The sequence below is a fragment of the Pseudoalteromonas sp. MQS005 genome (genome assembly GCF_001661605.1).
Lineage (GTDB): Bacteria > Pseudomonadota > Gammaproteobacteria > Enterobacterales > Alteromonadaceae > Pseudoalteromonas > Pseudoalteromonas tetraodonis.
The window spans coordinates 38,207-57,804 of the sequence record NZ_LYRQ01000010.1 but is presented as its reverse complement, the minus strand read 5'-3'; the positions used below and the strand labels follow the sequence as shown (position 1 = coordinate 57,804).

Genomic DNA, 19,598 nt, shown 5'->3' with positions numbered 1-19,598 from the left:
CACCTGCAATGTATGCGTGAACCTCGCTTTATTTTTAAATGAGAGCAAATAATGAAAGAGTTTTTATTAACGGATAGTGATTTTAAGGAAGTGGCTCATTTAGTTTATAACGCCTGCGGTATTGTACTAGGAGAGCATAAGCGAGAGATGGTCTACTCACGCTTGGCAAGACGAATTCGTGAGCGAAAATTAACAAACTTTTCAAGCTACCTCGATTACTTAAAAAATCATAAAGATCAGGAGTTTGATGCATTTATCAATGCCATTACCACTAATCTAACCTCTTTTTTTCGTGAAATGCATCACTTTGAGTTTATAAAAGATCAGTTAATACCAACCCTGTTAAAGACAAATAAACAGACTAAGCGCATTCGAATTTGGTCTGCAGGCTGCTCTACCGGTGAAGAGCCCTATAGTTTAGCAATGACGCTGCAAGGAGCTTTTCCAAGTGATTGGGATGTGAAGATATTAGCCACTGATCTTGACTCTAATGTACTGGCGAAGGCGCAAAGTGGTATTTATACCGCAGCGAACGTAAATGGTCTTGATGATGCTTTACTAAAACGCTGGTTTTTAACCAGTAAAGATGGGCAAAGTTATAAGGTTAAACCTAAGCTGCAGCAATGTATTTCATTTAAGCGTTTAAACTTATTACAAGACTGGCCAATGAAAGGCTCGTTTGACCTGATTTTGTGCCGAAATGTAGTGATTTACTTTGATAAAGAGACAAAGGATCAGCTTTTTAACCGTTATGCCGATATTCTTAATGACCAAGGTTATTTATTTTTAGGGCACTCAGAAACCATGGGTAAAGAGCATGTTTTATTTAAAAACTTAGGGAAAACCATGTATCAAAAAGTAGCCCATGCACACGCAATTTAAGCCAGTATTAGCGGGTTTTGAGCATATTAAACGCTATTGGGACGCCTCGCGAGATCGTGTGGTCGCTAAGGTATTACCAGGTGAGTTTTATGTTTCTAAAAATGATGAGCTAATCACCACCGTCCTAGGATCGTGTATTGCTGCCTGTATTTACGACGATAAACTAGGCATAGGCGGGATTAACCACTTTATGCTACCAATTCAAAAAGGTGAGCGAATTGAGCAAGCGCATAGTTTAAGTTGTCGTTACGGTAATTGGGCTATGGAATATTTAATTAATGAAGTGCTTAAAAATGGCGCATCCCGGGCAAACTTAAAAGTAAAACTGTTTGGGGGAGGCAAAATAATTAGCGCCATGACAGATATTGGTATTGGCAATATCAGTTTTGCCAATGCATATATAGCAGAAGAAGCGCTAAATTTAGTGGCGCATGATATGGGCGGGCCTTGGCCACGAAAAATATTTTTTAATCCTCATAATGGAAAAGTACAAGTTAAAAAGCTACGTAACTTACACAATAATACGATTGAAAAACGTGAAGTGCGTTACTTACATAATCTTGAACAACAAACAAAAGCCACTGATATAGAGCTGTTTTAAGGATGGCTATGATTAAAGTATTAATAATTGATGACTCGGCACTGATCAGACAATTGCTAACAGAGATACTGCAACAGGCAAAAGATATTGTGGTAGTAGGGGGTGCACAAGACCCATACGAAGCCCGAGAGATGATCAAAAAATATAATCCGGATGTACTAACGTTGGATGTTGAAATGCCAAAAATGGACGGCATTAGTTTTTTAAAAAACCTGATGCGCTTACGTCCTATGCCGGTTGTGATGATTTCTACACTCACACAAAAAGGTTCACCCATTACGCTTGAAGCGCTTGAGATTGGTGCAGTTGACTTTATTGCTAAGCCAACAGTTAATGTTAAGGAGCAAATGAGTCAATATGCTGATATTGTTCAGCAAAAAGTCAGAGTGGCAGCCAGTGCACGGGTTCGAGGCTATAAAAAAAATAGTGCTGTAGCAGAACCCATCCCCACTAATGCCGAATTTTTAGTAAATAAAGTGATTGCGATTGGTGCGTCAACCGGAGGCACGGAGGCGATAAAAGAAGTACTTATACGCATGCCAAAAAACTGCCCACCCATTGTAATAACGCAGCATATTCCTCCTGTATTTAGTACCTCATTTGCAGAGCGAATGCAGCGCACCTGTACCATTAACGTAAAAGAGGCACAACAAGGCGATAAGCTGGTAGCAGGATGCGCTTATATAGCTCCTGGCGGGCTACATTTACGCATTAGCAAACAAGGTAGTGCATTATATTGTCAGCTTGATGATGGTGAACCTGTAAATAGGCATAAGCCCGCAGTAGATGTACTGTTTAACTCATTACTTGAAATTGGTGCTAAGTATATTGTTGCCACACTATTAACCGGTATGGGAAGTGATGGCGCGAAAGGTTTACTGGCGTTAAAACAACAAGGGGCTTATACATTGGCACAAGATGAGTTTTCGTCTGTGGTATGGGGAATGCCCAAGGCTGCTATTGATATCGGGGCTGCAAATGAGGTCGTACCGCTGGATAAAATGACCCAGCGGTTATTAAATCAAGTGATTAAAAAATAGAATTTAATTGATCACCCAAGGCTGTGAAAACCAATAATAACTGCCTGCTTTTTTTATTGATGGGGCGGTGCAGTTAAAGCGAGAGCGGCCTTTATTAAGCTGCTTTGGCGACGTCACCTCAACCGTATTATCGTTTAACCAATTTAAATTAGCTTGCCCAATGCTTGATACATAACAGGCAAATTGGCTTTTATGAAAGTCATCAGTCTCTAGATTTATAGTTAACGACGGTGGATTTTGTGTGGTTACACTATCTTTATAGGTTAGTTTATTAATAGTAAAAGCAGTTGAATTGAGCTTGGTAATTAACGTATCTAATTTGCTATAAAAACCAGATGCGGGAAAACGTGGTAAACGGCTAAAATTAGAATGTTGATTAACTGCACCAGAGTGCTGACCAATGCCAATAAAGCCTAGTTCAGTAACGAGAGCTTGTAGCTGATTGTTAAACTCTCCGTATGGATAGGCAAGGTATTTATAATCGTGGCCTATTTCTTCTTTAATACGCTGCTGTGAACTAAGAATGTCGTTTTTAGTGCGTTTACGCCATTGGCTTTGTGTTTCATTTTCGCGCTTTTTATGCAGATAGTTATGCTCGGCACTATGGTTGGCAATAAGGGCGCCTTTTTTTGCCAGCTCTCTGAGCTTATCCCATCCCATCACATAACCCGCTTGTTCATCAATGAGTTTTGGGTTTACAAAAATAGTGTACGGATAGCCAAATTTCTCAAGAATAGGCGCAGCTTGTTCGTAGTTATTGTTGTATCCATCATCAAAAGTAATCGCGAGCGTTTTATCGTCTAAAGCCTTACCTTGTTTTAATGCGCTAATCAGCTCGTTTAGTGGAATAACGTTAAAGTTATGCTCTTTTAAATAATTTAAGTGTTTAGTAAAAGTGTTGGCGCTTACACTGGTCACCGCGGGAAGGGTTTCACTGACGTGATGATACTGTAGAATAACAGCTGCTTGCGCACGTAAAGAACCACAAATCAGGAACAATAATACTAAATGAAACAATTTCTTATACATAATAAAGCACACCATAAAAGCTTGTTGTTGTTAGCCGGTCCAATGATATTATCAAATATTACTGTGCCGTTGTTAGGAATTGTTGATACGGCAGTGATTGGTCACCTGGGGAGTGCGCATTATTTAGCGGGAATTGCCTTAGGTTCTACCGTGATCTCCATTTTATTTTGGCTTGCTGGTTTTTTAAGAATGAGCACCACTGGGCTGGTGGCACAGGCTTACGGTAAAAATGATTTAACTCAGCTGGCAGCTTTACTCAAACGCAGTTTGTTATTGGCCAGCAGCGTAGCTCTAATTCTGATTTTATTATCCCCCCTTATAAAACACGCCATTGCGTATTTATCTGCTGCCAATAGTGATGTGCTCAATGAGGCCTATCGGTATTTTAGTATTCGTATTTTTAGCGCCCCAGCAGCGCTATGTAACTTAGTATTATTAGGCTGGATGCTCGGCGTTCATTATGGGCGAGGGCCATTTTATTTATTGTTAGTCACTAATATTACCAATATTGTACTCGACATTTATTTTGTAGTTTATCTTGATTGGGCGGTTGCAGGGGCGGCTTGGGCATCATTAATAGCGGATTACACGGCTTTAATTTTTGCTTTGCTGTTAGTGGTTCAGCTAGCTAAAAAACAGAGCATAAGTTTAGCGGTTGCAAATTGGTTTAGCATAGAAAAAATGGCAGGATTATTAAGTTTAAATCGCGATATTTTTATTCGCTCTTTAGTGTTGCAGTTATGCTTTAGCTTTATGACCTTTTATGCTGCACGTATAGGTGAAACTACATTGGCAGCCAATGCGGTACTACTCAACTTTTTAATGTTGGTCAGCTTTGCGCTTGATGGAATTGCCTATGCAAGCGAGGCAAAAGTAGGCCAAGCGAAAGGTCAACAAAGTGTTGAAAAGATAAGGCTATGGGTAAAAATAAGCGTATTTTGGGGCATGTTGTTTGGCATTTTGTATAGTGTATTTTTTATATTATTTGGCAGCTCTATTATAAAGCTGTTGACTAATGTACCTGAGGTTATTGAAGAAGCTACTCATTACTTACCGTGGGTAATTGTGCTGCCAATTTTAGCGATGAGTTGTTTTTTGTTTGATGGTATATTCGTTGGTTTAACACGTGCTAAAGCAATGCGAAATAGTATGCTGTTATCGGCGACAATAGGTTTTTTTGGGGTGTTTTGGCTATTTAAGGAATGGCAAAATAATGGCTTATGGTTGGCAATGAGTTGCTTTATGCTAATGCGGGGTGTAACACTTATAATTAAATATCAGCAGCTAAAAACTAATAATCAATTACTTGATTAAACCGTTATTTCCATAGATCGGGGTCGTTATTTTTGGCAGGAATGTTTTTCAATACTTGCGAAAAACGATTGGCAAAAATACCCGCGTAGCCCCAGAATGCAAAAAACAATGCCGGCGCTAAAATTACTATGCCAATGACTTGTAAACTATAATGACTGTAATAACCCAAAGTGATAAATATCACGGCCAGCACAAACAGTGCTAGGCCGCGAAAAAAGCGCTTTAGACTCAACTTAGGGTCGCTCCCTAAGCGGTAAATGAGTGGCTTTAGCATAGTGGATTAATACTTAGTAATAAGAGTGCTCGCCAGCTTCGTGATCGGTTATGTCAGCCACACCGGTGATCTCATCAAACTTAGCAATCATTTCTTTTTCAATGCCTTCTTTTAGTGTGACATCAATCATAGAGCAACCATTACAACCACCACCAAATTGAAGCACAGCAATACCAGCAGCAGTGATCTCTACTAAGCTTACTTGGCCGCCATGATTTGCAAGTTGTGGGTTAACTTCTGTTTCTAACATGTGTTGAACGCGTTCATTTAGGCTTGCGTCTTCACCTAGCTTACGTGCTTTAGCATTAGGCGCTTTTAGAGTTAGCTGCGTGCCCATTTTGTCAGTAACAAAATCAATTTCAGCTTCGGCTAAAAAAGGCGCGCTTTCGGCATCAACAACAGCGTCAAAACCGTTAAAGTTTAGGCGAATATCGCTCTCTTCTACCGCGTCTTCTGGACAATAAGAAACACCACATTCAGCTTGTGATGTACCAGGATTAACAACAAACACACGAATATTCGTTTGTTGAGATTGATCTGCTAATAGCTTAGCAAAATGCGCTTGCGCTGTTTCGGAAATTGAAATCATAAAACCGTCTATACTTGACTAAATTACTCGGATACTGCATATCATACTCCGCTCATCGTGTTGCGGCTAGTGTTGAACGTAAAAAGTTGGCATCTATTTTAAGCAATGGTAGCGTGCAATTAACAAACATTTTTAGAGTGATTTATATGCGGTTTATATTAACAGTAATGGTGATACTAGCCAGTTTTTCAAGTGTGGCAAAGCCCCTGTCGTATTATTTTGAGCAACAGGTTGAATTTGATCCCAGCATTCCAACACCTGAAAAAGTACTTGGTTATCAAGTGGGTGAATGGCATGTAAGGCATGATCAGCTTGTACGCTATATGGAAATTTTGGCTCAAAAAAGCGATCGAGTTAATTTTGAAGTAATAGGTCGTACCCACGAGCAGCGCCCACTAGTTATGCTCACTATTACCGCAGCTAACAAACTAAAAAATATAGAACAAACTCGCCAAGCACACTTAGCTCGCCTAAATAACTCAAACAATAAATTAGCAGAGCAGCCAAGCGTTGTGTGGATGGGTTATAGCGTTCATGGTAACGAATCGTCAGGGAGTAATGCTGCCTTGCTAGTGGCTTATTATTTAGCAGCCGCGCAAGGTGATGAAATAAATGAGCTACTTAACAACACGGTGATTTTACTCGACCCGTCGCTTAACCCAGACGGCTTAGCACGTTTTGCTAATTGGGCTAATAGTAATCGTGGAATGAACTTATCGTCAGATCCGCAAACGCGTGAGCATGTAGAGAGCTGGCCAAGTAGCCGTACCAATCATTACTGGTTTGATTTAAATCGTGATTGGCTTTTACTGCAGCACCCTGAGTCGCGAGCGCGTATAGCCAAGTTTCATTATTGGAAACCTAATATTTTAACTGACTTTCATGAAATGGGACCAAACAGTAGCTACTTTTTTCAACCAGGGATCCCAAGTCGTAAACACCCCATTACCCCTGAAGAAAATGTGAGCTTAACAAAAGCAATTGCAAATTATCATGCAAAAACTTTAGATGAAAACAACGCACTGTATTTTACAGAAGAAAGCTTTGATGACTTTTATTATGGCAAAGGTTCAACTTACCCTGATGTAAATGGTGGTGTCGGTATTTTATTTGAACAAGCAAGTTCTCGTGGCCATATTCAAGAAACGATCAATGGCCCGCTAACTTTTGCGTTTACGATTAAAAACCAACTTTTAACGAGCTTATCAACGTTTAAAGCGGCGATTGATAACCGCCAAGCTTTACTTGAGTATCAGGCTAACTTTTATAACAAAGCGGTTGAGCTTGCCAAAGATGAAGACTATCAAGGTTATATTGTTCAAGGTGGGGAAGACAAAACACGTACTAACGATTTTTTAAGCATACTTAAACAGCACCAAATTAATGCTTATCCAGTTAAAGAGGGACTAAAAGCTGAAGGTAAAAACTTTACCGCTAATAGCTATTTTGTGCCGCTTGCGCAACCACAATACCGATTAGTTAAAGCTATTTTTAGTGAACAGCAAAACTTTGCCGATAACACTTTTTACGATGTATCAGGTTGGACATTAGCGCATGCGTTTAATTTACCATTTGCTAAAGTAAACAGCCGCTGGGGATTAGAGGTTGATACTACGGCTTGGCAAAAAGCAAAACAGCCTGTTTTAACGCCGCTAACTAAAAACTATGCCTACGGATTTGCTTGGGACGACATGCTTGCCCCAAAAATGCTCAATAGTTTATTACAGCAAGGCATTAAAGCGCGTGTTGCATTAAAGCCATTAACCGCAACATCAACAAGTAATGAAATAAATTTTGATGCTGGCAGTATTATTATCCCTGCAGGACTGCAAACAGAGACTGATTGGGTGGCAAAGCTAAATCAAGCACAAAGCCAATTTGATATTGAAATTAAGCCAATTACCACAGGCTTAACCAGTAAAGGTGCCGACTTAGGCTCGCGCTCTATGGCGGTTGTTTCTGCGCCTAAGGTGTTATTAGTTGGCGGTAAAGGGGTTAGCCAATATGAAGCAGGTGAAGTGTGGTATTACCTAGATCGCTTTGTAGGCGTAGCGCCTACCATTGTTGAAATGAACCGTTTAGCGTCTTTAGAGCTCAGTAATTACAGCCATATTGTTTTGGCGCATGGCGATTATTCGACGTTATCTGATACCGACAAAGTGGCAATTAAAAGCTGGGTGAGAAAAGGCGGCGTTATTTGGGGTCATAAAGGCGGGGCAAAGTTCTTAGCTGATCAGCAGTTATTAAAAGCAAACTACTTATCACGTAAAGATGTTGCCAGCGCATTTGATACTCAAGGTTTAAAATATGCAGACAAAGACCATCTAGCGGGTCGCCAGCGTATTGCAGGCGCTATATTTAATACTTATGTAGATACTACGCACCCACTGACGTTTTCATTTAAGCGTGACACTCTGCCAGTATTTAAAAACAGTACCTGGTTACTTGAAGCCTCGCAAGCGCCGTTTGTAAATATACTCACCTATACACAACAGCCGTTACTTGCTGGTTTTACTGATGCAGTTAATGTAGAGCAAGTGGCCGGCGGTGCTGCGCTAATGGCTCACTCTTATGGTCGAGGTAGTGTGATTGCGATGACAGACAACCCTGTATTTAGAGGTTACTGGTATGGCACCAGCCGATTATTAAGTAACGCTTTATTTTTCGGGCATACCTTTCGCGTCAGTGGTAACTAAATCTAAAGTGGCGTTAAACAGGTCGTAAATGCCCAGACTTGTTTAGCGCCCGCTTCTTTTAGCGACAAGGTGGCTGCATTGAGTGTTGCACCGGTGGTCATAATATCATCAATAATGACCACCGTTTTACCCTCTAAATTGGCAGTACATGAAAAAGCCTGCTGTAAATTTTTTATCCGCTTTGTTTTGCTCAGTTGTGACTGTGCCGAGGTGTTTTTATTGCGTATTAAAACATTATTCAAGACCTTAAAGGATGACAAACAAGGCTGCCATACTTGGGTAACCTGATTAAATCCTCGACTAAAAAAACGCGACTTGTGCAAAGGTAAAATAATAAATACAGCAGCAGCTAAATGCTGTTTATTAGTAAAAATAGTAAGTTGTTTTTTGATGACTTGCTGCAGTGCTTTTTTGTAATGAATTTGATTATTAAATTTGAGTTGTTTTAGCCATAAATCAAAAGGGGGTTGATAAAAAGCGCAGGCAAATAGTTTCTCAAAGCTGCAGTTAGGAAACATTTCTACAATATCTGGGCGGTAAAATAAATTGTCATACTCAGCCAAATCTAGCAAAGGCAGGTCATCTAAACAAAACTGACATAGTCCCAGTGAGCTATGTACCTGATTTTGGCACAACACGCAATACGAGGGAAACAGCCAATCAGTTAGGCTAAGTTTCATTCGCTGATTCTCCTCATTACAAACTCCCCCTAAAACGCTATCATAGATTTAAGTTTGGTTAAGGTTAGGCAAATATGCAAAATGAATGTGTGTTGTTGCATGGTTGGGGAATGAACCAAGGCGTGTGGCAGTTAATAAAACCAGAATTAGAATTTTTATATTCTGGTAAGGTACGTAGTTTAGACTTACCTGGTTACGGTGCTCATGATGTCTCTTTGGAACCGTATACTTTGCATGATGCAGCTCAGTTGGTGAGTCAGCAATTAAAACCAAAATCTGTTTTGATGGGATGGTCTTTAGGCGGTTTGTTTGCCATTTATATTGCCAAACATTGGCCAGAAAAAGTGTCAAAAGTTATTTTAGTTGCCTCTACTCCTTTTTTTGTAGAGCAATTGCCCTGGGAAGGTATTAAACCTAAAGTGCTCACACAGTTTAAAGAACAGCTATTGCAAGAGCGTTCAAAAACGATAGAGCGCTTTTTAGCAATTCAAGCGATGGGCAGTGAGTCGGCGCGAGATGATGTAAAACAGCTAAAACAACTATTGAGTCAGTCACCGCCGCCGAGTAACCAAGCATTAAGTGCGGGGTTAGATATACTGCAAAGTGAAGACTTACGTGAATTATTTTCTCACTGTCCCGTCGCGATTAGTGGAATTTTTGGGCGTTTAGACTCTCTCGTTCCTTATCGAGCAATTGAAAAAATGGTCGCACTTAATTCTGGCTTTGAGTACGAAGTGATAGACAAAGCATCCCATGCGCCATTTATTTCTCATAAAAAAGAATTTTTATCTGCCGTTAAATCAATGCTTTGAAGCAAAGCCATGAATACAGCGGTTTAAAGCTTTATTTTGCGTGATTTTTGAGCGATAATTAAACAATATTTATTTGGTGGAGGTTTATTATTATGCCGATTGGATCTGTATTTAATAGCGGTGTTGAAGGGTTTAATAGAGCCAGCCAAGGTATTGAAAAGGCCAGCGCTGAGATTAACCGTGCCAGCATAGAGCAGCAAGATGATTCTCAATTAGCGCAGCAACGTCAATTAACGGCTGCTCGCCCTGAAGAAGCCGTAACCGCGCCGGTATCCCAACCTGCACGAATTGATGATGCATTAGTAAACTTAAAAGTTGAAGAGTTTAATGCCAAGGCTAACACGCAATCAATTCAAACTGCAGATGATGTACTAGGCACTTTAGTTGATATTAAAGTGTAATTCCTCATGAATATCGTCACGCCGTTTCCGTCTATCAATATAAACACTGCAAATGTTTATACGGAGACTGCTCGGCGTGACAATCAGTTACGTGAAGTCATTCCCCCAGCCGCTGCAAACACCGCCGGTAGTACTGAAAACAAAGCTCAAAGTGATGCAGAAAAAGCCAAACTACCTGGTAACAGCGATAGTTCAACTTATACTGCAAGCGGCAAAATTGCAGACAACAAAACTATTGAACAACGCGAAGGCAATGCTGATAGTGATCAAGATGATGCCGAGCAAGAAAAACAGCAAGCTGCCGAAGAAGTTAATGAGCAAGAAGAGCTTCAACTTGAGCAAGAACAGCAACAAATTAAAGAGCTAAAAGCTCGCGATACCGAAGTGCGAACCCACGAGCAAGCGCATGCCGCTGTTGGTGGACAATATGCCGGTTCACCCAGTTACGAATACCAAAGAGGCCCCGATGGCACTAATTATGCTGTAGGTGGTGAAGTACCGATTGATGTTGGGATTATCAATGGCGATCCGCAAGCAACCATCGATAAAATGCAAACGGTACGTGCTGCTGCACTAGCACCAGCAGAACCCTCAGGTGCCGACAGAGCGATTGCGGCAGACGCCACACAGAAAATGGCTGCAGCACAAGCTGAGTTAGCTTCAGCTGATGACGAAGACAGCAGCGAAGATAAAAGCAGAGTCAGTGCCTCGTTTTCTAATAGTGAAAGTTCAGAAGTAAAAACCGCTAAAAGCGAAGAACAATCGCGTGATATTGAAGTTGAAGCGCGTGCAGGACGCATTGCTAGCTTTTATCAACTGGCCTCATCCCCCGCGATTCAGAGTGAATTTTCAGCGCAAATTTAGCTGATTAAAAATAAAAAAAAACCGCCTAGGCGGTTTTTTTATTTTTAAATATATCGTTTAAATTACTTTTTCACTTTTGCGTTAGCAAAGGCGTCAGCAAAGGCATTCCCCATCATCGCATTGCCTGTATCGCGTTTAGGCTTAGGCGCTCGTGCTTGGTTTGTATTATTGCTGCGAGGCTTTTGCGGTGCTTCAGCTGCTGCTTTATTGCTGGTGTCTATGTCGTCATCTAGGCGCATAGTAAAACTAATGCGTTTACGGGCAGCATCGACTTCAACCACTTTTACTTTAACAATGTCACCTGCTTTAACCACTTCGCGTGGGTCTGAAATAAACTTGTTAGTAATAGCTGAAATATGCACGAGTCCATCTTGATGAACACCCACATCAACAAATGCACCAAAATTAGCAACGTTAGAAACCACACCTTCTAAAATCATACCAGGCTTAAGGTCACTAATTTTTTCAACACCGGCTTTAAACTCCGCGGTTTTGAATTCAGGACGTGGATCGCGACCTGGTTTATCAAGCTCGCTAATAATGTCAGTCACGGTTGGTAAGCCAAATTTATCGTCAATATAGTCGTTTGCAGCGAGTTTACTTAAAAATTCACTGTTACCAATTAAGTTATTTACGTCTACCTGATTATGTTCACAAATACGCTTAACGATTGGGTATGCTTCAGGGTGAACTGATGAGTTATCTAGCGGATCGCTGCCATTATTAATGCGTAAAAACCCGGCCGCTTGTTCGAATGCTTTTGGCCCTAAGCGTTCTACTTTTTTCAACTGACTACGTTTTGTAAATGACCCATTCGTGTCACGGTAGTTTACAATGTTTTGAGCCAACGTTTTGTTTAAGCCAGAAACACGTGCAAGCAAAGGCACTGAGGCCATATTTAAATCAACCCCAACACTGTTTACACAGTCTTCTACTACAGAAATTAGGCTTTGCCCAAGTTGGCTTTGTGATACATCGTGTTGATATTGGCCTACACCGATAGACTTAGGCTCTATTTTAACTAGTTCAGCTAATGGATCTTGGAGGCGACGTGCAATAGATACTGCACCGCGTAAAGATACATCTAAATCTGGGAACTCATTAGCGGCAAATTCAGACGCAGAATACACCGAAGCGCCGGCTTCACTGACCATAATTTTATTCAGTTTAAGCTCGGCATTGGCTTTGATAAGTTCGCCAACCAGTTTATCTGATTCGCGAGAAGCAGTGCCGTTACCAATCGCAATAAGCTCAACTTTATGTTGGCGACATAATTGCTCGAGCGTACGCAGTGATTTATCCCAATGATTTTGCGGTGCATGTGGGAAGATTGTTTGTGTAGCGAGCAGTTTTCCTGTGCTATCGACTACCGCAATTTTACAACCAGTACGCAAGCCGGGATCTAAACCAAGTGTCGTGCGAGGGCCTGCAGGCGCTGCCATTAATAAATCTTTTAAATTTTTAGCAAATACGTCTATAGCACCGGTTTCGGCTTTTTCACGCATTGCGGCTAAAAACTCGTTTTCTAAGTGTAGCCCAAGCTTAATTTTCCATGCCCACTGCACCACAGTTAATAACCATGCACTAGCAGGTTTGTTTTTAATATCTAGGCGGTAATGATCACTGATCATTTGGGCACATAACTGGGCTGGATTTTCAGCACTTGGCTCAGGGTTAATCGTTAACTGTAAAATGCCTTCATTACGTGCTCTTAGCATGGCTAATGCACGGTGCGAGGGCACTTTTTTTAACGGCTCTTGATGTTCAAAGTAGTCTCTGTATTTAGCACCTGCTTGTTCTTGCCCATCAATTAACTTACTCTCAATCGCCCCATTTTGACTAATATGGCTTCTAAACTTAGCGAGTAATTTAGCGTCTTCAGCAAAACGCTCCATTAGAATAAATTTGGCACCATCAAGGGCTGCTTTTGTATCAATAATGGCTTTATCGGCATTAATATAGTCAGCGGCTTCAGCTTCTGGGTCGAGCATTGGGTCGTTAAATAACGCATTAGCAAGAGGTTCTAAACCGGCCTCAATAGCGATTTGACCTTTAGTGCGACGCTTTGCCTTATAAGGCAAGTATAAATCTTCAAGCTCGGTTTTACTTTGCGCTGCTTTTATATCAGCTGCTAATTCCCCGGTAAGCTTATTTTGAGATTCTATCGTCGATAGAATAAAGCCACGACGTTCTTCAAGTTCACGTAAATAAGACAAACGTTGTTCTAGAAGGCGTAGTTGGGTGTCATCTAATCCACCGGTCACTTCTTTTCTGTAACGGGCAATAAAGGGGACGGTTGCGCCTTCATCAAGTAACTTTGTTGCTGCAACCACTTGTTGCTGCTGTGCATTTAGCTCAGTTGCTAAACGTGCAGAGATATCGCTCATGCAAAAACCTTTTAATACAAAAAATAAGACCAGCTAAGAAGTTAACTGATGCGTCAATGTCTTGAATAATATCACAGGGGAAGGTAATAAAAAGCTCTTAAAGCAAGCTATTTTACTTGCTTTAAGATGCCATTACTGAGGTTGGAACTATACTAATAAAAAGCTGATTTAGTGAGGGTGCTCTATACTTTCGAGTACTTCACTAAATGTGTGCGCTATTGGACTAATATGAACAGGAATTTGCAGCTTACGTGCTATATCGCGTGCTGAAATTAAACCACTTATTTCATTATTAGCCGCAGTGACTAATAAAAACATAGCGCCATGATGTTCCATAGTTTGCAGTGCATCACCAATGCATGAGTAGCTTAAGCTTTTCATACTTACACCCATTAAATTACTTAGCGGTGTCATTAAATAGCGCAAGCTAATTTCACTACGAGGCAAGCCTAAACGCTGTGCTAAAATCATGATTTTTGAGCTTTGTAAATCAGCACTCGCCACTATACCTACTAGCTTTTGCTGCTCATCAGTCACCAAAATAAAATCAGAGCGTTGAGTCGTTAACTGTTTTGACGCTTGTTCAATTGTTGTATCAAACGATGCACGCATCGGGCTTGTATCAGTAAAACTAGTCACCACTTGTGTAGCAGGTGAAGTTAAATCAATGACAGTTTCATTAGTAAATGTATTCGCAATAGTGCCATGCGAAATATCTTGGGTACGGAGTTCTTTAAAGTTAGACATAATATCCACCTAATTAGTTATAAAATTTAATAATGTTTAAAAGCAAGTTATTAAACTAAATAACGGGTGGCGCTCGCGGGTGTGCATGGCTGTAGGGTGTGACTAAAAGGCTGCTTTCATAATGAAAGTAAAACGCTAAAGGAAGTGGTTGAATTTCTCTAAGCGCAATAACACCGACATGAGAGTCTATATCGGTGTCGAGGTTTGCTTGGTCAGGAGAGTCGCAAACAATAAATTCTGCAGGTGTAAAACCAGCATCAATTTGCGTATTTTTGGGTGTTGCATGCAATGTCAAACTTACACTCATAAAGAGTGTAAACAATAGGGCATTTTGTAATATGCGCGCTGTAATGTTTGACATAGTGACGACCTTAATTAACTACTCTCAAATTAATACATCATAACTTGAGTTACTTTAGTTATAGCTTACTCAGATAATATAAACAATAAAAAGTTAATATGATCTGAATCAAAACTAAGCCGTTTTATTTTTGGTAGGAAATATTATTTACATACCATTGCTTAGCACCTTGAGGGGTCATGACCTCAAAATCATCGTCTACTTGTTTTTTTAATAGTGCTCGCGCCATCGGTGAGTCAATAGAAATGTAATCGTTACGATCATAAATTTCATCGGGACCGACAATTCTAAACTTTTTACACTCCCCAGCCTCGTTTTCTATTTCAACCCAAGCACCAAAAAAAACTTTGCCGTCTTGTACGGGTGAGTAATCAACAATTTTTAAATCGGGGATGCGCTTACGTAGATAGCGCACTCGGCGGTCTATTTGGCGTAATAGACGCTTGTTATACTGATAGTCTGCATTTTCAGAGCGATCACCAAGGCTTGCAGCCCAACTCACAATTTTAGTGACTTCTGGGCGCTTTACATTCCAAAGATGGTCATGTTCTTGCTGAAGTTGTAAATAACCTTCGCGAGTAATTAAGTTTGTTTTCACGCCGTGTTCTTGTTTAATTTTCATGTGTGGCACGGTATTAAAATAAAGGCAGCTTGTCGAGATAAAATAGCCACCAATGGGTTTGAAATGTTCAGTAACAATCTAAGCACTTAATTAGTTTTTTATTATTAAGTTTTTCATTTATATTAACTATTAATAAATTATAAAAATAAGCAACAGATTATGGGACAAGAGACAGTAAAAGTATTAGTGGTTGATGACGATAAACGTTTGCGCAGTTTGCTTGAGCGCTATTTAGTAGAGCAAGGATTTATTGTTAGAACAGCCGCCGATTCACAGCAAATGGATAGGCTTATTGAGCGTGAAAACTTTCACTTAATGGTGCTTGATTTAATGCTGCCTGGAGAAGACGGGCTCTCTATTTGCAGACGGTTACGTCAAAAAGAAAACCAAATCCCAATTGTGATGTTGACCGCTAAAGGTGATGAAGTAGACCGCATTATTGGTTTGGAGCTCGGTGCTGACGATTATATTCCTAAACCGTTTAATCCACGTGAGTTACTTGCCCGCATAAAAGCAATATTACGCCGCCAATCAAAAGAAGTGCCAGGGGCGCCCTCAGCAGAAGAGAATTTAATCAAGTTTGGTAAATTTACCTTAAATTTAGCCACACGAGAAATGAGCGAAGGGGATAATACCGTATCACTCACAAGTGGTGAATTTGCCGTATTAAAAGCGTTGGTATCTCATCCTCGAGAGCCGTTAAGTCGTGATAAATTAATGAACTTGGCAAGAGGTCGTGATTACAGTGCGCTAGAGCGTAGTATTGATGTGCAAGTGTCACGCCTTCGCCGTATGATTGAAGTGGATGCGGCTAACCCGCGTTATATTCAAACTGTATGGGGATTAGGTTATGTGTTTGTTCCTGATGGTGAAAAGTAATAATTATGGGGATGTTTCCACGTAGTGCGTTTGGGCAAACTGTTTTTTTAGTAGCAGCTTTGTTGCTGATTAACCAAATTGTATCCTACGTCACAGTAAGTTTATATGTTGTTAAACCCACTATTGAGCAAGTTAATTTGATGCTCGCTAAGCAAATTAAAACTGTATTTATTGACTGGGAAGATGGTGTTGAAGTAACCGATGAAGTTTCAGAAAAGTTTTTTGAAATAACCGGTATTGAGGTGATGACTCAGCGTGAAGCGATGCGCAATGGCTTAGGGCAAAGTCGTGAGTATTCAGGGCTATCGCGAAGTATGTCAGAGCAGTTGAATGGGTTTTCTCGGGTACGCATTAGTCAAACCGATCCACTTATTTATTGGGTGGAAGCCCCGCAAGCACCGGGCTATTGGGTTAAAGTTCCCTTAACCGGATTTAAAGAAAGTAATCTTGAATTTTTAACTTTTTACTTATCCAGTATAGGCTTTTTAAGTGTATTAGGCGGGTGGCTATTTGCAAGACATTTGAACCGACCATTAAAAGCACTGCAACAAGCGGCAATAAAAGTAGGCGTTGGTGATTTTAGTACTAAGTTACAAGAACAAGGCTCAAGTGAAGTTATTGAGGTAACGCGGGCTTTTAACCAAATGTCGCGAGGTATTGCAGCCCTTGAAAATGATCGTCGATTACTCATGGCCGGTGTCTCTCACGACTTACGCACACCGCTTACCCGTATTCGGTTAGCCACAGAAATGATGGTTGATGAAGATGATTATTTACGCGAAGGTATTATTTACGACATTGAAGATATGAATGGCATTATTGATCAGTTTATTGAATATTTACGCCATCATAAACGTGAAGAACAAAGCTATGAAGATATCAATGCGTTGGTAGCCGAAGTCGTACAAAGTGAATTAAAGCATCAACGTGTTATCACGTTTGAAAGCAATCCTAACCTAGGTAATATTCCCATGAGCTCAGTTGCTATTAAGCGAGTAGTGACGAATATGATTGAAAATGCACTGCGTTACTCGCAAGGGGATATTGAGGTGCAAAGTTATTTTAATAGCAATAAAAAGTACGTCATTATTGCGGTTAACGATAATGGCCCAGGTATTCCTGAGAGTGAATTAGAATCAGTGTTCGAACCATTTAAGCAAGGTGACGCTGCACGAGGCAGTGAAGGCAGTGGTTTAGGCTTAGCTATTATTAAACGCATTATAGACATGCATAATGGCAAGGTTGTGCTCTCTAATCGCCCTGAAGGTGGTTTAAGTGCGCAAATATATTTGCCAGTTAAAGTGGTTAATCAAAACTAAATAAAGCTATCCGCCGTTATATGCGGATAGCTTTAACCATTTTATAGTGCTTTAAAACGAATGGCTGTACCACCACTGGTGGCCAATTTTAGTGTGAGTTTATCATTTGCGGTAACAGTGCGTTTTTCGATTTTTAAATCGTAAGGGTTGTTCTTCCACTCTGCCTTATCACCATCTTTGTAGATTTGCGCTTCAAACTGTTTATCTTTATCTAAGAAGTCGAGTTTAACCTCAATGGTGCGGGCGTTTTCATCAGTTACAGCGCCTAAGTACCAGTCATTACCAGTGTACTGATCGCGTTTACGTTCTTTTCGTGCAAATACAATAAAGTCGCCTACTTCTCCATCAAGCGCAATACTTTGTTGCCAATCGGTCGGTACGTCTTGAATAAATTGAAAAGCATCGGGCTTAGCTAAATAATTTTTAGGTAAATCAGCCGCCATTTGAATTGGGCTGTACATTACAACATAAAGTGCTAATTGCTTTGCAAGTGTTGTTTGCGGGCGATTTGTATCGCCACCTAAGCCATTAAAGCTCATATCAAAAATACCTGGCGTAAAGTCCATTGGGCCTGCCAGCATACGCGTAAAAGCAAGCATTGGAATGTGCTCTGGTGGATTGGGTGGCGTGCCCCATGCGTTAAATTCTTGGCCGCGAGCGCCTTCACGAGCAATCCAATTAGGGTAAGTACGGCGAAGGCCGGTGTCTTTTATTGGCTCATGAGTATTAATACTTATTTTATGTTTTGCAGCTAGCTTAACGTTGTATAAGTACTCATTAACCATAAATTGGCCGTCATGCCACTCAAAACGGGCAATGCCGTTTTCATCAATGCGTTTAATATTGCCACCATCGGCTACATAACCGGTTTTAATTTGGCTTACATTTGATTGCTCGTAAAGCGCAAAAGCGTCTTCCATTTGATTACGATAATTTGTTACGTTACCTGAGGTTTCATGGTGGCCAATTAACTGCACCCCTTTTTGCTTACCGTAGCGGGTAAGCTCCTCAATATCAAAGTCATCATATGCTTGGGTAAAGCTAAATACATCGCCATTAAAAAACCAGTCGCCATCCCAACCAGTGTTCCAACCTTCAACTAATACACCATCAAAGCCGTATTTTGCGGCAAAGTCCATGTAGTATTTAGTATTTTTTGTGGTGGCACCGTGTTTTTCGCCACTACCCCAAGTATTCTCATTGATGTGCATGCCCCACCAAATACCTACGTATTTGCCTGGTTTAACCCACGATACATCACCGAGCTTATTTGGCTCATTTAGATTTAAAATAATATCTGAATTAACTAAGTCTACCGCATGTTCGCCAATTTGAATGGTGCGCCAAGGTGTATTAAATTCACCGTGCTTTTTGACTGCTATACCATCTGACCATGGCGTTAAATCGGCGCTAAAAGTGCCTGGGCGACGTTGGTTAAGCACCATGCCCGCATAATCGACTAGGGCTGCTTCATGAATGCTGATATGTACACCGTTACCATTTTTAAAGGTAAAAGGGGTGTGAGCGAATGCAGCATCTTGTAAGGCTGTGGTGTTGTAGACATATTCGTAACGATTCCAACCGCGAGCAGGTATCCACCATGCAGTGGCTTTATCGGCACCGGCGATGGCAAACTCGGTCAGCTCTTTAGTAATTTCTGTTTTTTCAAAACCGGCTTGTTTAGGGACTTCATAGCGAAATCCCACACCGCTATCAAAGGCTTTAAATCGCACTGTGTATGTGCCACCGTGGGGTGCGGGTTTATTAAAGGTAACGGCAATTTCATTGTGCTTGTCGACAACGGTTTGACGCTCTCCCCAAGGTTGCTGCCATTGACTATCGGTTTGTGAGCGAGTTACTTCACTAATAACAAAACCTTCATCAAATGGCGCTTGGCTTTTAAATCTAAAACCTAAATGTGACTGCGTAATAACAGGTTTACCATTAAAGCTAATAGAATAGTAAGGAGATGAAGATTGATCAGATATGGTGATTTTAATTTTTTGATCTGGCGATTCCAGCATGGCTTCTTTTGCAAAAGCGCTGCTTGAAAGTAAAGCAACTAGCAGTAAAGGTAATCTCATTGTGTGTCCTTTATGTC

19 protein-coding genes are annotated in these 19,598 nt (G+C 40.7%); 10 read left to right on the top strand and 9 right to left on the bottom strand.

From position 1 onward, the window contains the following. Positions 1–51: 51 nt before the first annotated feature. From A9479_RS05370 to A9479_RS05360, 3 genes are read left to right on the top strand one after another with little or no spacing between them, the layout of a single operon-like run. Positions 52–882: a protein-glutamate O-methyltransferase CheR gene (locus tag A9479_RS05370; protein ID WP_013466126.1), complete on the top strand. Its 831-nt coding sequence runs from the start codon at positions 52–54 to the stop codon at positions 880–882. Continuing rightward, positions 866–1,483: a chemoreceptor glutamine deamidase CheD gene (gene cheD, locus A9479_RS05365; RefSeq protein WP_013466125.1), complete on the top strand. Its 618-nt coding sequence runs from the start codon at positions 866–868 to the stop codon at positions 1,481–1,483. The genes A9479_RS05370 and cheD overlap by 17 nt, the downstream gene beginning before the upstream one ends. A gap of 8 nt (positions 1,484–1,491) precedes the next feature. Beyond that, positions 1,492–2,523 (top strand): chemotaxis response regulator protein-glutamate methylesterase, encoded by a 1,032-nt coding sequence (locus A9479_RS05360; RefSeq protein WP_028834833.1) that lies wholly within the window; start codon positions 1,492–1,494, stop codon positions 2,521–2,523. Positions 2,524–2,526: 3 nt separating this feature from the next. On the opposite strand, the gene A9479_RS05355 is transcribed toward A9479_RS05360, so the two are convergent. Beyond that, positions 2,527–3,552: a polysaccharide deacetylase family protein gene (locus A9479_RS05355; protein ID WP_064662892.1), complete on the bottom strand. Its 1,026-nt coding sequence runs from the start codon at positions 3,550–3,552 to the stop codon at positions 2,527–2,529. Positions 3,553–3,594: 42 nt separating this feature from the next. Here A9479_RS05355 and A9479_RS05350 point away from each other — a divergent pair, with 42 nt between their 5' ends. Further along, the gene (locus A9479_RS05350) at positions 3,595–4,866 is read left to right on the top strand and encodes an MATE family efflux transporter (RefSeq protein WP_064662901.1); all 1,272 of its coding nucleotides are present in this window, start codon (positions 3,595–3,597) and stop codon (positions 4,864–4,866) included. Positions 4,867–4,870: 4 nt separating this feature from the next. Here the strand turns inward: A9479_RS05350 and A9479_RS05345 are convergent, their stop codons facing one another. Both A9479_RS05345 and nfuA read right to left on the bottom strand, forming a co-directional pair. Beyond that, positions 4,871–5,140 (bottom strand): hypothetical protein, encoded by a 270-nt coding sequence (locus A9479_RS05345; RefSeq protein WP_016900082.1) that lies wholly within the window; start codon positions 5,138–5,140, stop codon positions 4,871–4,873. 13 nt (positions 5,141–5,153) lie between these two features. Further along, positions 5,154–5,729 carry a Fe-S biogenesis protein NfuA gene (nfuA, locus tag A9479_RS05340; RefSeq protein WP_013466120.1) on the bottom strand — a complete coding sequence of 192 codons (576 nt, stop codon included), beginning with the start codon at positions 5,727–5,729 and terminating at the stop codon, positions 5,154–5,156. Positions 5,730–5,875: 146 nt separating this feature from the next. On the opposite strand from nfuA, the gene A9479_RS05335 reads away from it, so the two are divergent. Continuing rightward, positions 5,876–8,425 carry a M14 metallopeptidase family protein gene (locus A9479_RS05335; RefSeq protein WP_197487239.1) on the top strand — a complete coding sequence of 850 codons (2,550 nt, stop codon included), beginning with the start codon at positions 5,876–5,878 and terminating at the stop codon, positions 8,423–8,425. A gap of 2 nt (positions 8,426–8,427) precedes the next feature. Here the strand turns inward: A9479_RS05335 and A9479_RS05330 are convergent, their stop codons facing one another. Further along, a complete protein-coding gene (locus tag A9479_RS05330; protein WP_064662891.1) occupies positions 8,428–9,105 on the bottom strand; it encodes a ComF family protein in 678 nt (225 codons plus the stop codon). 74 nt (positions 9,106–9,179) lie between these two features. Here A9479_RS05330 and bioH point away from each other — a divergent pair, with 74 nt between their 5' ends. The 3 genes from bioH (at position 9,180) to A9479_RS05315 (ending at position 11,182) form a co-directional block, all read left to right on the top strand. Further along, positions 9,180–9,917: a pimeloyl-ACP methyl ester esterase BioH gene (gene bioH, locus A9479_RS05325; protein ID WP_064662890.1), complete on the top strand. Its 738-nt coding sequence runs from the start codon at positions 9,180–9,182 to the stop codon at positions 9,915–9,917. A gap of 92 nt (positions 9,918–10,009) precedes the next feature. Next, a complete protein-coding gene (locus tag A9479_RS05320) occupies positions 10,010–10,318 on the top strand; it encodes a hypothetical protein (protein ID WP_008112879.1) in 309 nt (102 codons plus the stop codon). Positions 10,319–10,324: 6 nt separating this feature from the next. Next, the gene (locus A9479_RS05315; RefSeq protein ID WP_064662889.1) at positions 10,325–11,182 is read left to right on the top strand and encodes a putative metalloprotease CJM1_0395 family protein; all 858 of its coding nucleotides are present in this window, start codon (positions 10,325–10,327) and stop codon (positions 11,180–11,182) included. 62 nt (positions 11,183–11,244) lie between these two features. On the opposite strand, the gene A9479_RS05310 is transcribed toward A9479_RS05315, so the two are convergent. The 4 genes from A9479_RS05310 to greB all read right to left on the bottom strand — a co-directional run bounded on the left by A9479_RS05310 (position 11,245) and on the right by greB (position 15,275). Beyond that, on the bottom strand, positions 11,245–13,569 hold the full coding sequence (locus A9479_RS05310) for a Tex family protein (RefSeq protein ID WP_064662888.1): 2,325 nt from the start codon (positions 13,567–13,569) through the stop codon (positions 11,245–11,247). A 168-nt stretch (positions 13,570–13,737) separates the two neighbouring features. After that, positions 13,738–14,316, bottom strand: a complete 579-nt coding sequence (locus A9479_RS05305; protein WP_064662887.1) for a CBS domain-containing protein — start codon at positions 14,314–14,316, stop codon at positions 13,738–13,740. Positions 14,317–14,371: 55 nt separating this feature from the next. Continuing rightward, positions 14,372–14,677, bottom strand: a complete 306-nt coding sequence (locus tag A9479_RS05300) for a hypothetical protein (protein WP_024602195.1) — start codon at positions 14,675–14,677, stop codon at positions 14,372–14,374. Between the two features lie 124 nt (positions 14,678–14,801). Next, entirely contained in the window at positions 14,802–15,275 is a 474-nt protein-coding gene (gene greB / locus A9479_RS05295) for a transcription elongation factor GreB (protein WP_024602196.1), read from the bottom strand. 183 nt (positions 15,276–15,458) lie between these two features. Here greB and ompR point away from each other — a divergent pair, with 183 nt between their 5' ends. Continuing rightward, on the top strand, positions 15,459–16,178 hold the full coding sequence (gene ompR / locus A9479_RS05290) for a two-component system response regulator OmpR (RefSeq protein ID WP_013466099.1): 720 nt from the start codon (positions 15,459–15,461) through the stop codon (positions 16,176–16,178). 5 nt (positions 16,179–16,183) lie between these two features. Then, positions 16,184–17,497 (top strand): two-component system sensor histidine kinase EnvZ, encoded by a 1,314-nt coding sequence (gene envZ / locus A9479_RS05285; RefSeq protein ID WP_064662886.1) that lies wholly within the window; start codon positions 16,184–16,186, stop codon positions 17,495–17,497. Between the two features lie 41 nt (positions 17,498–17,538). On the opposite strand, the gene A9479_RS05280 is transcribed toward envZ, so the two are convergent. After that, positions 17,539–19,581 (bottom strand): glycoside hydrolase family 97 protein, encoded by a 2,043-nt coding sequence (locus tag A9479_RS05280; RefSeq protein WP_064662885.1) that lies wholly within the window; start codon positions 19,579–19,581, stop codon positions 17,539–17,541. Positions 19,582–19,598 lie beyond the last annotated feature (17 nt).

What these genes read in the sequence shown, in the direction of transcription:
- envZ (WP_064662886.1), top strand. Translation starts at nt 16,184, where the DNA reads ATGGGGATGTTTCCACGTAGTGCGTTTGGGCAAACTGTTTTTTTAGTA.
- cheD (WP_013466125.1), top strand. Translation starts at nt 866, where the DNA reads ATGCACACGCAATTTAAGCCAGTATTAGCGGGTTTTGAGCATATTAAA.
- ompR (WP_013466099.1), top strand. Translation starts at nt 15,459, where the DNA reads ATGGGACAAGAGACAGTAAAAGTATTAGTGGTTGATGACGATAAACGT.
- A9479_RS05310 (WP_064662888.1), bottom strand. Translation starts at nt 13,569, where the DNA reads ATGAGCGATATCTCTGCACGTTTAGCAACTGAGCTAAATGCACAGCAG.
- A9479_RS05355 (WP_064662892.1), bottom strand. Translation starts at nt 3,552, where the DNA reads ATGTATAAGAAATTGTTTCATTTAGTATTATTGTTCCTGATTTGTGGT.
- A9479_RS05360 (WP_028834833.1), top strand. Translation starts at nt 1,492, where the DNA reads ATGATTAAAGTATTAATAATTGATGACTCGGCACTGATCAGACAATTG.
- A9479_RS05330 (WP_064662891.1), bottom strand. Translation starts at nt 9,105, where the DNA reads ATGAAACTTAGCCTAACTGATTGGCTGTTTCCCTCGTATTGCGTGTTG.
- nfuA (WP_013466120.1), bottom strand. Translation starts at nt 5,729, where the DNA reads ATGATTTCAATTTCCGAAACAGCGCAAGCGCATTTTGCTAAGCTATTA.
- A9479_RS05315 (WP_064662889.1), top strand. Translation starts at nt 10,325, where the DNA reads ATGAATATCGTCACGCCGTTTCCGTCTATCAATATAAACACTGCAAAT.
- A9479_RS05305 (WP_064662887.1), bottom strand. Translation starts at nt 14,316, where the DNA reads ATGTCTAACTTTAAAGAACTCCGTACCCAAGATATTTCGCATGGCACT.
- A9479_RS05320 (WP_008112879.1), top strand. Translation starts at nt 10,010, where the DNA reads ATGCCGATTGGATCTGTATTTAATAGCGGTGTTGAAGGGTTTAATAGA.
- A9479_RS05370 (WP_013466126.1), top strand. Translation starts at nt 52, where the DNA reads ATGAAAGAGTTTTTATTAACGGATAGTGATTTTAAGGAAGTGGCTCAT.
- A9479_RS05335 (WP_197487239.1), top strand. Translation starts at nt 5,876, where the DNA reads ATGCGGTTTATATTAACAGTAATGGTGATACTAGCCAGTTTTTCAAGT.
- A9479_RS05280 (WP_064662885.1), bottom strand. Translation starts at nt 19,581, where the DNA reads ATGAGATTACCTTTACTGCTAGTTGCTTTACTTTCAAGCAGCGCTTTT.
- A9479_RS05300 (WP_024602195.1), bottom strand. Translation starts at nt 14,677, where the DNA reads ATGTCAAACATTACAGCGCGCATATTACAAAATGCCCTATTGTTTACA.
- bioH (WP_064662890.1), top strand. Translation starts at nt 9,180, where the DNA reads ATGCAAAATGAATGTGTGTTGTTGCATGGTTGGGGAATGAACCAAGGC.
- A9479_RS05350 (WP_064662901.1), top strand. Translation starts at nt 3,595, where the DNA reads ATGATATTATCAAATATTACTGTGCCGTTGTTAGGAATTGTTGATACG.
- A9479_RS05345 (WP_016900082.1), bottom strand. Translation starts at nt 5,140, where the DNA reads ATGCTAAAGCCACTCATTTACCGCTTAGGGAGCGACCCTAAGTTGAGT.